Raw genomic sequence first — 11937 nt, forward strand, 5'->3', positions numbered from 1 at the left:
GCAGGAGATTCGCATGACAGCCGTCCGCCCCGCGCAACCCATCAAGGTCTACAGCTCGTCCATCTCCGGTCACTCGCACCGGGTCAGGCTCTTCTTGTCCCTCCTCGGCCTGCCCTTCGAAACCGCGGAGACCGATCTGGGCGCCGGGGAGCACCGCACGCCGGAATTCCTGCGCCGCAATGCCTTCGGCCAGGTGCCGGTGATCGAGGACGGCGACACGGTCCTGGCCGATTCGAACGCGATCCTGGTCTATCTGAACGAACGCTACGCCGACGACCCTTCGCGCTGGTACCCGCGTGATCCCGTTGGCGCGGCGCAGGTGCAGCGCTGGCTGTCGGTGGCCGCCGGGCAGCTTGCATCGGGCCCCTCGGTGGCACGTGTCATCGTGCTCTTCAAGCAGGCGCGCGATGCAACCGATGTCATCGCACGCACCCATGACCTCCTGCGCGTCATGGAGGGCGAGCTGTCGCAACGTCCGTTCCTCGCCGGCTCGTCGGCCACGCTGGCCGACATTGCCAACTACACCTATGTGGCGCACGCGCCGGAGGGGAATGTCTCGCTCGAGGCCTATCCCCGCGTGCGCGAATGGCTGGCTCGCGTCGAGGCGCTGCCGGGCTTCGTGCCGATGGCACCTTCGTGCATCGGGCTTGCAGCATGAATGCCTCCAACGCCTTGGCATCGCCCTGGCATGAGGGCGAACTCGCCATGCAGTCGCTCGCGGGCGTCCGCGAGCGCATGGCGATGATCGGGCCGCGCGTGATCCGCGACTACATGCCGGACCAGCACCGCCTCTTCTTTGCGCAGCTGCCCTTCCTTGTCGCGGGCGGTCTCGATGCAACGAACCAGCCCTGGGCAAGCGTGCTGGCGGCGCCACCCGGCTTTGCGCACTCGCCCGACGAGCACTATCTGCGAATCGATGCTCGCCCGCCGGCCGAGGATCCGTTCGCGGCGGCGCTCCGCCCCGGTGCACCGATCGGGCTCCTCGGCATCGAACCGCAAACGGGGCGTCGCAACCGGATGAATGGCGTGATCGACCAGGACGACGCGCGCGGTTTCTCGGTCGAGGTCCAGCAGAGCTTCGGCAATTGCCCGAAGTACATCCAGGCGCGCGAACCGGTCTTCGTGGGCGCTGTTCAGGCGACGTCGAGCGCCCGGCGCAGCGATCGGCTGGACGACGCGGCACGGCGGATGGTGAGCAATGCCGACACCTTCTTTATCGCCACGGCGCATCCCGCGGCTGGTGACGCCGCCACGGCGCACGGTGTCGACGTTTCGCATCGAGGCGGCCGGCCGGGTTTCGTGCGCGTGACGGGCGATGGCACGCTGACCGTGCCGGATTTTGTCGGCAACTCGTTCTTCGCGACGTTGGGCAACATTGCCGTGTACCCGCGTGCGGGGCTGCTGTTCATCGATTTCGAAACCGGCGACCTGCTCCAACTCGCGGTAACGGCCGAAACGATCTGGGACGGGCCCGAAGTCGCCGCGTTCGCCGGTGCGGAGCGCCTGCTGCGAATGCAGGTCGTGTCCGCCATCCACAGGCCGGCGGCGCTCCCGCTGCGCTGGAGCCCCGCGGAACTGTCGCCATTCCTCCTGGCGACCGGGCGCTGGCCCGCGGTCAATGGAAGGTCGGAATCCGCGCATTGACGGACGGCCGATAGCCCCAGCCGCGTTCCAGCAGTGCGTCGGTGGCGATGCCACGCGAGAGGAGCGCTTGGAGGCCGGCCGCCGCAACGGTGCAGGCCAGCGCCTGCCCGGGACAGGCGTGCGAGCCATGGCCGAAGCCCAGCGTGCGGCGCTCGGCACGCATCAGCTCGAAGGTCGCCGGCGCCGGGTTGAGCGAGGGATCGCGGTTGGCGGCACCGAGGACCAGCAGCACGACATCGCCCGGTGCGAGTTCGGTCTCGGCGATGGCCGTAGAGCGCGCGACGAAGCGGCGCGTGTTCTGGATCGATGGATCGTGCCGGGCCACTTCGTCCACCAGCGCAGGCAGCAGCTCCCAGTGCGAGTCGAGCCGTCGGCGCAGCGCCGGTTCGCGCGCCAGCGCCACCAGGCTGTTGCCCAGGAGGCCGGCGGTGGCTTCGCAGGTCTGCGACAGCAGGCCGACGAGATTCGCCAGCAGTGCGCGCGAGCGATCGGCAGGCGCCTGCGCCTGCACCGCCGCTAGCAGAGTGCCGTGGCGCCCGGGGCGGAAAGCGATCAGTTCCTCGAAGCGCGCCATCAGGGCGGAAGCGGCGTCGCTCGCTTCATCAAGTTGGGCGGCGGTCGACAAAGGGGACAGACAGGCCACGAAGTCGCGCATCCACTCAGATATGCGCGGCAACTCGTCGTCCACGAAACCGAGCAGATGGGCAACGCAGCGCACCGGCAACGCAAGGCAGGTGTCTGACAGCGAATCGACCGACATGCTCCCGGCGACCTCCAGCGCAGCGGCGTGCGCGACGCGGAGATCGAGTCCTGCAAGCGCGCCTTGCAGGATCGGTTTGTGAGCCGCATGCGGCGCCCCGTCGTTCATGCGAACAAGCCGGCCGAACACTTCACCGACGGGCGTGCCGACGATGGCGGCCGGGACGGGTTCCAACGGAGGGCGTACGCGCAGCGCGTCGTTCGCCAGCGCGTCGCGCACGACGTCCGCGCGGCTGGCGACCCACACGCGCAGGCGCTCGTCGCGAACCAGTGCCGGGCCATTGCGCAATGCCGCGTACCAGGGATAGGGATTGCAATGCGTCACAGCGGCGACCGCATCGACCGGTGGATCCATGTGTTTCATGCCGCCAGTCTGGTGCTTCTCCAACACGCACACTTCGTTTACCATCGAAGTATGGATGCACCAACCGCTGACACCCACCTCGCACGCGTGGCCGGCGCGATTGCGGAACCCGCGCGCGCCCGCATGCTCTGCTGCCTGCTCGACGGACACGCCCGCACCGCCACGGAACTGGCCGCGGTCGCCGAAGTCGCCGCCTCGACCGCCAGCGCACATCTCGCGCGCCTCAAGGAACAGCGACTCGTCGACGCCGTCGCGCAGGGCAAGCACCGCTACTTCCGCCTCGCCGGCAGCGAAGTCGCCGCCGCGCTCGAAGGCCTGCTGGTGGTCGCCGGTGCCCCACGCAGCGAATTCCGCCCCAACACCCCGAGCCGCCTGCGCTCCGCGCGCACCTGCTACGACCACATGGCCGGCACCGCCGGTGTCGCGCTGCATGACCGATTGCATGCACAAGGCTGGCTTCAGGAAGTGTCGGAGGGCGAATACGACCTCACGCCCGAGGGCGCCGTCGCACTCGAAAGCCTGGGCATCGATGTGGAGGATGCCCGCAACACACGCCGCCGTTTTGCCTGCGCATGCCTCGACTGGAGCGAACGCCGACCGCACCTCGGCGGCGCACTCGGCGCCGCGTGGTTGCAACTCTCCCTACGCCGCGGCTGGGTAAAGCAAGACCTGGACGGTCGGGCGCTCGCACTGACACCCAAAGCGCAGCGAGAAATGCCCGAGCTCTTCAACGCGTAAGCCCCACGGAACCGGCTCAGCCGGTCCGTAGGGGTTGCCCCCGGAAGGGGGTGCAGAGCCACACGAAGTGGGCGAGGCTGGGGGAGAGCCTACTGAAACGCGACTTCGGCAAAACTGCGGAGCTTGCGGCTGTGGAGACGGCTCGAGCCTTCCTGCCGCAGGATCTCGATCGCGGCCATGCCGATGCGCAGGTGCTGCTCGACGCGCTCGCGATAGAACTGGTTCGCCATGCCGGGCAGCTTGATCTCCCCGTGCAGCGGCTTGTCGCTCACGCACAGCAGGGTGCCGTAGGGCACGCGGAAGCGGAAGCCGTTGGCGGCGATGGTGGCGCTCTCCATGTCCAGGGCGACGGCACGGCTCTGGCTGAAGCGCCGCTGCGGCTGGTTGCCCGGCAGCAGTTCCCAGTTGCGGTTGTCGGTGCTGGCGACGGTGCCCGTGCGCATGATCTTCTTGAGTTCCGTGCCTTGCGTGCCCGTGACTTCGGCCACCGCCTTTTCGAGCGCGAGCTGGATCTCCGACAGGGCCGGGATCGGCACCCACAGCGGAAGCTCCTCGTCCAGCACGTGGTCCTCGCGCACATAGGCATGTGCCAGCACGTAGTCGCCGAGCTGCTGCCCCTGCCGCAAGCCAGCGCAGTGGCCGAGCATCATCCAGGCATGGGGCCGCAGCACCGCGACGTGGTCGGTGATGGTCTTCGCATTGGCCGGGCCGACGCCGATGTTGACCATGGTGATGCCCGTGCAGTCCTCGCGAACCAGGTGATACGCCGGCATCTGCGGCAGGCGCGGCGGCGGCGTGCCCTGCGTGCCGTCGAGCAGTTCGCCGTACAACTCGCTCGACCCCGCGGCCAGCCCACGCCGTCGGGTCACGACGTTGCCCGGCTCGATGAAGGCGATGTACTCGCTGTTCTCGTCCGTCATCGCCTCGTGCCCGAGCCGCACGAATTCGTCGATGTAGAACTGGTAATTGGTGAACAGCACGAAGTTCTGAAACCACTCCGGCGCCGTGCCGCTGTAGTGCCGCAGCCGGTGCAGCGAATAGTCGACCCGCGCCGCGGTGAACAACGACAGCGGCTGCGCCTCGCCCGGCTTGGCCTCGAAGGTGCCATTGGCAATGCCGTCGTCCATCGCCCCGAGATCGGGCAGGTCGAACACATCGCGCATCAACGCGCGCCGCTCCGCCGACATCGTGCCTTCGATGTGATCGTTCTCGGCAAACGAGAAGTGAATCGGAATCGGCTGCGTGCTGGTCCCGATCTCCAGCTCGACCCGATGATTCTCAAGCAGCAGCCTGAACTGCTCGCGGTAGTACCGCAGAAACAGATCCGGCCGCGTCAGCGTTGTCTCATACCGCCCCGGCCCCGAAACGAACCCGTAGCTCAACCCCGCATTGGCAACCGGCGTGCTCCGCGAAACCGTGTGCGTGTGCACCCGCACGAACGGATAACACGCCCGGACCCGGCCCGGCAGGCTTTCCCCGGCCACAAACCGCTGCATCGCTTCCCGAAGGTGCTGCAACCCCCCGTTGTAGATCAGTCGAACCTGCTCCAGGGCAGCATCAGGATCCGTAAATCGGGCGGGCGCAATAAAGGCGGGCATGTAAGGCATAAGCCATTGTGGCGCACCCACCGTTGCCCCAATAAGACGACCCGAAGACGGCCGGCGAAGCCCGGCCGCATTCGTGAAACACCGCGGATCCGGCTCCGCCGGTCCGCCGGTGTTGCCCCCGGCAGGGGGTAGGCGGCTACACGAAGTGAGCAAGCCTGGGGGCGAGCCAGGTCACGGCATGGGTTCGCGCATCGTCACAAACTCCTCCGCCACCGTCGGATGGATCCCGATGGTCCCGTCGAAGTCCGCCTTCGTCGCCCCGCAGCGCATCGCGACCGCAAAGCCCTGCACGATCTCGCCCGCATCGGGCCCCACCATGTGCAGGCCGACCACGCGGTCGCTGGCCTTGTCGACGATCAGTTTCATGAACGTGCGTTCCTTGCTCTCCGACAGCGTGTGGCGCAGCGCGCGGAACTCGCTCGAAAAGATCGTGACCTTGCCCAGCTTCATGCGCGCCTCGGCCTCGGTGTAGCCGCAGGTACCGATGTTCGGATGGGTGAACACGGCGGTTGGCGTGTACTGGTAGTCGAGCTGCTTCTTGCCCTTGCCGAAGAGCGTGTCGACCACCACCATGGCCTCGGCCAGCGCCACGGGCGTGAGCTGCTGCCGGGTGGAGACATCCCCTACTGCGAAGATCGAGGGCACCGAGCTGCGGTAGTGCGCGTCGACGATCACGCCGCCCCGCGCGTCCAGTTCCACGCCCGCGGCTTCGAGGCCCATGCCTTCGGTATTGGGAACGCGGCCGGTCGCGAAGAGGATGGTGTCGGCCTCGACGCGCTGGCCGCGCGAGAGCAGGGCGCACAGGCCGCTCTCCAGGCGCGTCACCATGCTGATTTCCGCATTGAACCGGATGTCGATGCCGGTGCGCGTCATTTCCCTGGCGACGAACTGGCGAACGTCCTCGTCGAACTCGTTCAACAGGTGCGCGCTTCGCTGCACCTGCGTGACCTTCGCGCCCAGTCCGTTGAAGATCGATGCGAACTCGCAGGCGATGTAGCCGCCGCCGACCACCAGCAAGCGCTTCGGAAACGGATCGAGATCGAACATCGCGTCGGAGACGATGCCGAGTTCGCGACCGGCGATCTCGGGCACGAAGGGCATGCCGCCCGTCGCGATAAGCACGTGCTGCGCGGTGAAGTGCTTCTCGCCGACCTGCACGCAATGCGCGTCCCTGAGTTGCGCCCACCCCTGGATGAGCTGGACGCCCGCGCCCTCGAGCAGGCTCTGGTAGACGCCGTTGAGCCGCGTGATCTCGCGCGCCCGGTTGGCCTTGAGGCGCGCCCAGTCGAAGCGGGGCTCGCCGACCTGCCACCCGAATCCCGCGGCTTCCTCGAAGGATTCCGCATAGCTGGCTGCGTAGCTGTAGAGCTTCTTGGGAATGCAGCCGACGTTGACGCAGGTGCCGCCGAGCTCGGCGCACTCGGCCAGCCCGACGCGTGCGCCGCGCTGGGCCGCCATGCGCGCCGCCCGCACCCCGCCGCTTCCGCCGCCGATCACGAAAAGGTCGAAGTCGAATGTGCGCATGGGAACTCCTTCGCGCCGACTGTAGCCGGCGGGAGGAGAAGCCGCTGCGCGCGGAACCCTACGGCCGATCAGGCTGCTGGTTCGGATCCCGCTGTCCCGGGATGCCGCCGCGCTGCGGCATCCGCGCATCGGCCGCGCGCTGCTGTTGCGCCTGCATCATGCGTTGCTGCACCTCCTGCGCCTGCCGGGCCGCCTGCTGCTGCTGCATCTGCTGGGCCTGCAGCATCTGTTGCTGCTGTGCCTGCATCTGCTGTTGCGCCTGCATTTGCTGCTGGGCGCGCAAGGCCTGTTGCTGCTGCATTTGCTGCATCTGTTGCGCCTGGGCCTGGGCGGCGCGTTGCTGCATTTCCTGTTGCTGGCGCATGGCCTGCTGCTGTTGCTGCTGCAACTGCTGCCCTTGTTGAGCCTGCGCTGCCTGGGCCGCCGCACGCTGCTGCATTTCCTGCTGCTGTCGCTGCGCCTGCATCTGGACTTGCTGTGCCTGCTGTGCCTGTTGAGCTTGCGCGGCCTGGGCCGCCGCACGTTGCTGGATTTCCTGCTGCTGCCGCTGCGCCTGCATCTGCAGTTGCTGCGCATGTTGAACCTGCGCCGCCTGGGCCGCCGCGCGCTGCTGGACCTCCTGCTGCTGGCGTTGAGCTTGCTGGAATTGCTGCGCCTGTTGCGCCTGTTGCGCCTGCATCGCCTGGGCCGCGGCGCGTTGCTGGACTTCCTGCTGCTGCCGCTGCGCCTGCTGGAGTTGCTGTGCCTGTTGTACCTGGGCGGCAGCGCGCTGCTGAACTTCCTGTTGCTGGCGTTGGACCTGCTGGAACTGCTGCGCCTGCTGGGCTTGCACGGCCTGGCCCATGGCGCGCTGCTGGGCTTCGAACTGTTGCCGCTGCCCTTGCTGCATCTGCTGCTGCGCTTGTTGCATCTGCTGGACCTGTTGAAACTGCCGGGCCTGCAACGCGGCCGGCGGGAGCATGGCCGCAGGCCGACCGAATGCAGCGCGGCCTTGATCGCCGCGCAGCGGGATCGGTGCACCCATGCCGACCGGCACGCTCCCGATCCGGTCCGGCGGCACGCGGATGACGTCGCGCCTTGCAATCGGACCGCGGCCGAAGAGATCAGTCGGGACGACGGTGACGGCGCCGGGCATCAGCGCGTTGGCATAGCCGGTGCGTCCGCCTCGTCGTTGCATCGCGGCGGCGCGGTTGGCCTCGTCGATGTAGCGCTGGCTGGCCTGGTAACCCGGACGCCACGTCTCGCCGGGAGCGAGCGGGAACCAGCCCACGCCGTGCCGGCCGCCCGGAATCAGGTTGGGGTTCGCGCCGCCGCCGACGAAGCCGACGACCGCGGGCGAGTAGATCGGCCGTGCGTGCGGCCGACCGGGCACCCAGCCCCAGCGCGGGCCGATGCGCGCCCAGCGTCCATAGTGCGCTGGCGCAAAGCCCCAGGGCGCGGCATCGATCCACGTCCAGCCCCACGGGGCGACGTCGACCCATTGGCCGTCCTGGTAGGGCGCCCATTCGGCATCGACACCGCGGGGGTACCAGACGTTGCCGTAGTTGGGATCGTTCTGCCAGTCGCCGTACGCGTCGAGCTGCTGGTAGCCGACCACGTCGCGCGAGACGTAGCGTGCGGAAACCGATTGGTCTTCGACGCGGTCACGCTCCGCGACCCAGCGATCGAATTCGCCGGCCGGACGAACGGGCGCGCCGTTCGCCGCCGCGAGATTCCGGCCGGATGTCGTGATCTGCTGGTTCGCCCCCAACGGCATGGTTTCGCCGCCTTCGCCGTACAGCGTGACGTTGCCGGCCGCGACCGCGACCCGCGTCGTGCCCTGGGCCGCATCCGTCTCGATGCGGTAGTCGCCCGGCGCATCGATGACGACGGCGAGGTTGCCTGTATCGACCTCAAAGCGCTGGCCGGCGAGTGCTTCACGCACGCGCACCTGCACGCTGCCTTGCGAGGCGGTGATGCGTGCGGTGTCGTCGTCGATCTCGGACAGTGTGATGCTGGTCTGGTCGTCGAGCCGGATCGCGGAGGAGCCGACGTACAACTCGGCGCGCGCGTTGCGATCCGTCCAGAGCCGGTCGCCGGTGGTGAGCGGCCGGTTCGGCACGACCTCGTACCAGCTGTCCTCGCCGGCCGGCGAGAAGCTCACCGCGCCCTGGTGGAAGTTGAGCCGGCCGACGCGGCCCGGCGGGTCCTGCTGGGCGGCGGCCTGCAGCCCTGTCAGGAGCAGCGCGAAACCCAACAGCCAGGCGGCCGCGCGGCCGGGGAGCGGGGACTTGCCTTGTCTCATGGTTGTTCCTTCGTCATGTCGGATACAACGCGCAACGAGGGTTCCGCGCTGGCATCCGCCTTGCAAAGCAAGGCAAATATCTCGCGTGGGAGGCAACGACGTGTAAGCCCGGCGCTTGCGCCGGTGTGGGCCGCCTACTGAACGGTGGCGGGGGCCGGATTCGCGTGCAGGAGGAAGAAGCGCAACATCTCGGCGCTGGCATCCGGTCCCGACGGGTCGGTATACGAGCCCTGAGGACTGCCGCCGGCCCAGGCATGGCCGGCGCCGTGCAGCACCCAGTGCTCGATGACCGGGTGGCCTTCGGCACCTCCGTAGGTACGGCGGGTGAAGGCGCGGCCGCGGGCCGATGTGCCGCTGGCTTCCTGCACGTTGGGCGCGACACCGTCCGCCCGCCCCGCGAGCACGGCCGCCACCACCTGGTCGCCGTTGCGGGGATGGACCGTGGCGTCGGCATCGCCGTGGAAGACGATGGTCGGCGGTGTCGGGCCGGGTGTCGCGCCCTTGGTGTGGCCGCTGTTCATTGCCGCCAGTGCGGACATCAGGTCGCTCGCCGAACCGCTCGGAAGCCCCGAGTGGACACCCACCGCGGCGAAGAGGTCGGGGTGGGTGCGCCCGAGGATGTCCGCCATCGCGCCCCCGGCGGACAACCCCGCGACGTAGACGCGGGTCGGGTCGACCGCCTGGCCGGCGATGACCGATTGCGTGAGCGCCGCCAGTAGGGCCGGTTCGCCCCGATCGCGCTGCTGGTGCTGCGACTTGAACCAGTTCCAGCATTTCGACGAATTGGCGTGCTGCGTCTGCGCCGGGTAGAGCACCAGAAAGCCGTGCTCGCGCGCCAGCCGGTTCATCTGCGTACCTGCCGCGAAGTCCTCCGGATGCTGGGTGCAGCCATGGAGCATCAGCAGCAGCGGACGCGGCGTGCCCGCGCCCTTCGCCGGTACGAAGAGCTTGTAGGCGATGGAGCGGTGCTGGTGGGCAAAGAGGCCGTCGATCCACTGCTCCTCTGTACCGGTTTCCGTTTTCGTCGCAGGCGACGGGGCGGCGGGGACGACGGGTGCGTAAGGGGACTCCACCTCCGCGGGCGCCGGTTCGACGAATTGCGATTCGACGTCGATGACCAGCGTGTCCTCGTTGGCCGCGCGGGTTGGCGGTGGCGAGGCCTCGCCAGGGCGTGCCGCGGCAGCTTGCGCAGCGGCAGATCGGCCCAGCGCACGCTGGATCGCCCGCGTCGCTTCCTGCAGGTTGCCGGACTGCGTCAGGCGGGTGGCCCGGCGCATCAGTCGTTCAAAAAGGGGGTTCATCGTGGCCTTGGGTTGTATGGAAGGGAGCTGGAAACTTGAACTGCTCAATGGACCCGGTCGGCCAGGGCAGCCTTGACGGCGGGGCTCGCGTGCAGGGCACCGAGCACGGTGATCGATCCGATGGTCTCGAGCGCGAGCTCGGGCGTCACGTCCGCCGCGATGCTGGCAAGGCCGAGCACCCGGATCTCGAGCTTCTCGCCGGCGCGGCGGACCGCTTCGAGATCGGCGACGCTGAATTGCTGCAAGCCGAGCACCAGCATCTTGCGGGCCACCACCTGCTTCAGCGCCTCGCCGTGGGCGGTGAGCTGGTTGCGGATGGCGGTCCGGATGAAGTCGGTCCGGTTGGAATAGAAGCCTTCGGCAACCATCAGGTCGATGTGCCCGAGGTCGACGTAGCCCAGGTTGATGGTGATCTTCTCGGCGTCGGGCAGCCGGGTCCGCAGGGCCGGTGGTGCATGTTCGGTTTGCATGGCGCCATCCTATCACCATCCAGCTGGATGGTGTGGGGATGTTTTCAGGAGGGTTTATACATTTCTGACGATCCTGCTGCTTTGCGCCGGAGGGTCTTCATGAACTGGGAGAATCGAATGCAGGAATTCACAACCCGTACCGAGGAATGCAGATGAGCCACCCGAACGCCCCCGCCCAGGACAGACTCGGCGTGAAACCGGCCGCAGGCTATGCCGGCGACGTCACACCGGAGCAGGCCGCACTCTGGATGACGAGCGGGGAAGCCGTGCTGGTCGACGTGCGCAGCGATGCAGAACGTGAATGGGTCGGCTATGTCCCCGGCGCCGTCGGCCTCGCGTGGAAGCAATGGCCCGGAATGGCCTTCAACCCGAACTTCGACGAGGGCCTGCGCGCCGCAGTCCCCGCCGGAAAAAAAGCAGTCCTGCTCTGCCGCAGCGGCGTCCGCTCCGTCTCCGCAGCCAAGCACGCCACAGAACTAGGCATCGAGGCCTACAACATCCTCGAAGGCTTCGAAGGCGACACCGACGACCAGGGCCACCGCGGCCAAAAAGGCGGCTGGCGCCTCCGCGGCCTCCCCTGGAAGCAAAAATAAAAAAGGCCCCAAGGGGCCTTTTCCTTTCAAGAAACACCGTGGAACCGGCTCCGCCGGTCCACCGGTGTTGCCCCCGGTCAGGGGGTAGGCGAAGCGACACGAAGTGCGCGCAGCCTGGGGGCGAGTCAGAGCTTGGGGATGCGGAGCTTCTGGCCCGGATAGATCTTGTCCGGATGGCTCAGCATCGGCTTGTTGGCCTCGAAGATCGCGTTGTACTTGTTGGCGTCGCCGTAGTACTTCTTCGAGATGGCCGAGAGCGTGTCACCGCGAACAACGTCGTGGTATTGCGCCGGATCTGCGGCAGGCGCGACCAGGTTGTTGTCCACCTGCGTCACGTTGGCAACGTTGCCGGCCGCGAGCGATGCTTTCTCGCTGGCTTCCTGCGACGGCGCATTGCCGGACAGCGTGACCACGCCGCTGCTGGCGACGTACGTCACCGCCAGGTCCGTGAGTCCGAGGTTCTGGGTTTCGATGTAGGTCTTGATGGCGTCGGCCGCCACCTTGTTCGCATCGGGTTCCGCTGCATGCGCAGCCGATCCGCCGAACAGTTTTTCGCCCGCTTCTTTGATGAAACTTAGCAAACCCATGGTTACTCCTTGATTGAATATTGGAGCGGCCACTTTAACCCCGGAATTTGACGGTCCCGGCGGGGC

11 protein-coding genes are annotated in these 11937 nt (G+C 67.7%); 4 read left to right on the forward strand and 7 right to left on the reverse strand.

Annotated features, from left to right (window positions below; translation table 11 throughout):
* The first annotated feature begins 13 nt into the window (after positions 1–13).
* Together ACSFBL_RS30335 and ACSFBL_RS30340 are read left to right on the forward strand one after the other, a co-directional pair.
* Positions 14–658, forward strand: a complete 645-nt coding sequence (locus ACSFBL_RS30335; protein WP_435519528.1) for a glutathione S-transferase family protein — start codon at positions 14–16, stop codon at positions 656–658.
* On the forward strand, positions 655–1644 hold the full coding sequence (locus tag ACSFBL_RS30340; protein WP_435519529.1) for a flavin-nucleotide-binding protein: 990 nt from the start codon (positions 655–657) through the stop codon (positions 1642–1644). Before ACSFBL_RS30335 ends, ACSFBL_RS30340 begins: the two co-directional genes overlap by 4 nt.
* On the opposite strand, the gene ACSFBL_RS30345 is transcribed toward ACSFBL_RS30340, so the two are convergent.
* Positions 1616–2767: a cytochrome P450 gene (locus tag ACSFBL_RS30345; RefSeq protein ID WP_435519530.1), complete on the reverse strand. Its 1152-nt coding sequence runs from the start codon at positions 2765–2767 to the stop codon at positions 1616–1618. The two genes, ACSFBL_RS30340 and ACSFBL_RS30345, sit on opposite strands and share 29 nt — an antisense overlap.
* A gap of 51 nt (positions 2768–2818) precedes the next feature.
* Here ACSFBL_RS30345 and ACSFBL_RS30350 point away from each other — a divergent pair, with 51 nt between their 5' ends.
* Positions 2819–3505 carry an ArsR/SmtB family transcription factor gene (locus ACSFBL_RS30350; protein ID WP_435519531.1) on the forward strand — a complete coding sequence of 229 codons (687 nt, stop codon included), beginning with the start codon at positions 2819–2821 and terminating at the stop codon, positions 3503–3505.
* An 89-nt stretch (positions 3506–3594) separates the two neighbouring features.
* Here the strand turns inward: ACSFBL_RS30350 and ACSFBL_RS30355 are convergent, their stop codons facing one another.
* From ACSFBL_RS30355 to ACSFBL_RS30375, 5 genes are all read right to left on the reverse strand, one after another.
* Entirely contained in the window at positions 3595–5112 is a 1518-nt protein-coding gene (locus tag ACSFBL_RS30355) for an AMP nucleosidase (RefSeq protein ID WP_435519532.1), read from the reverse strand.
* A 171-nt stretch (positions 5113–5283) separates the two neighbouring features.
* Complete coding sequence (gorA, locus tag ACSFBL_RS30360; RefSeq protein WP_435519533.1) at positions 5284–6636, reverse strand: glutathione-disulfide reductase; 1353 nt, start codon at positions 6634–6636, stop codon at positions 5284–5286.
* A gap of 58 nt (positions 6637–6694) precedes the next feature.
* Entirely contained in the window at positions 6695–8920 is a 2226-nt protein-coding gene (locus tag ACSFBL_RS30365) for a DUF6600 domain-containing protein (RefSeq protein ID WP_435519534.1), read from the reverse strand.
* 134 nt (positions 8921–9054) lie between these two features.
* Entirely contained in the window at positions 9055–10221 is a 1167-nt protein-coding gene (locus ACSFBL_RS30370; RefSeq protein WP_435519535.1) for an extracellular catalytic domain type 1 short-chain-length polyhydroxyalkanoate depolymerase, read from the reverse strand.
* A 44-nt stretch (positions 10222–10265) separates the two neighbouring features.
* A complete protein-coding gene (locus tag ACSFBL_RS30375; RefSeq protein ID WP_435519536.1) occupies positions 10266–10691 on the reverse strand; it encodes a CopG family transcriptional regulator in 426 nt (141 codons plus the stop codon).
* A 152-nt stretch (positions 10692–10843) separates the two neighbouring features.
* Between ACSFBL_RS30375 and ACSFBL_RS30380 the strand changes: the two genes are divergently transcribed.
* Entirely contained in the window at positions 10844–11284 is a 441-nt protein-coding gene (locus ACSFBL_RS30380) for a rhodanese-like domain-containing protein (protein WP_435519537.1), read from the forward strand.
* Positions 11285–11409: 125 nt separating this feature from the next.
* Here ACSFBL_RS30380 and lysM read toward each other — a convergent pair whose 3' ends face one another.
* Positions 11410–11871 carry a peptidoglycan-binding protein LysM gene (gene lysM, locus ACSFBL_RS30385; protein ID WP_435519538.1) on the reverse strand — a complete coding sequence of 154 codons (462 nt, stop codon included), beginning with the start codon at positions 11869–11871 and terminating at the stop codon, positions 11410–11412.
* Between the last annotated feature and the right edge of the window lie 66 nt (positions 11872–11937).

The organism is Variovorax glacialis (genome assembly GCF_051216375.1).
Classification (GTDB): Bacteria; Pseudomonadota; Gammaproteobacteria; order Burkholderiales; family Burkholderiaceae_C; genus Variovorax.

Coding starts and splice junctions, on each gene's coding strand:
- ACSFBL_RS30335 (WP_435519528.1), top strand. CDS start 14: ATGACAGCCGTCCGCCCCGCGCAACCCATCAAGGTCTACAGCTCGTCC.
- ACSFBL_RS30340 (WP_435519529.1), top strand. CDS start 655: ATGAATGCCTCCAACGCCTTGGCATCGCCCTGGCATGAGGGCGAACTC.
- ACSFBL_RS30345 (WP_435519530.1), bottom strand. CDS start 2,767: ATGAAACACATGGATCCACCGGTCGATGCGGTCGCCGCTGTGACGCAT.
- ACSFBL_RS30350 (WP_435519531.1), top strand. CDS start 2,819: ATGGATGCACCAACCGCTGACACCCACCTCGCACGCGTGGCCGGCGCG.
- ACSFBL_RS30355 (WP_435519532.1), bottom strand. CDS start 5,112: ATGCCTTACATGCCCGCCTTTATTGCGCCCGCCCGATTTACGGATCCT.
- gorA (WP_435519533.1), bottom strand. CDS start 6,636: ATGCGCACATTCGACTTCGACCTTTTCGTGATCGGCGGCGGAAGCGGC.
- ACSFBL_RS30365 (WP_435519534.1), bottom strand. CDS start 8,920: ATGAGACAAGGCAAGTCCCCGCTCCCCGGCCGCGCGGCCGCCTGGCTG.
- ACSFBL_RS30370 (WP_435519535.1), bottom strand. CDS start 10,221: ATGAACCCCCTTTTTGAACGACTGATGCGCCGGGCCACCCGCCTGACG.
- ACSFBL_RS30375 (WP_435519536.1), bottom strand. CDS start 10,691: ATGCAAACCGAACATGCACCACCGGCCCTGCGGACCCGGCTGCCCGAC.
- ACSFBL_RS30380 (WP_435519537.1), top strand. CDS start 10,844: ATGAGCCACCCGAACGCCCCCGCCCAGGACAGACTCGGCGTGAAACCG.
- lysM (WP_435519538.1), bottom strand. CDS start 11,871: ATGGGTTTGCTAAGTTTCATCAAAGAAGCGGGCGAAAAACTGTTCGGC.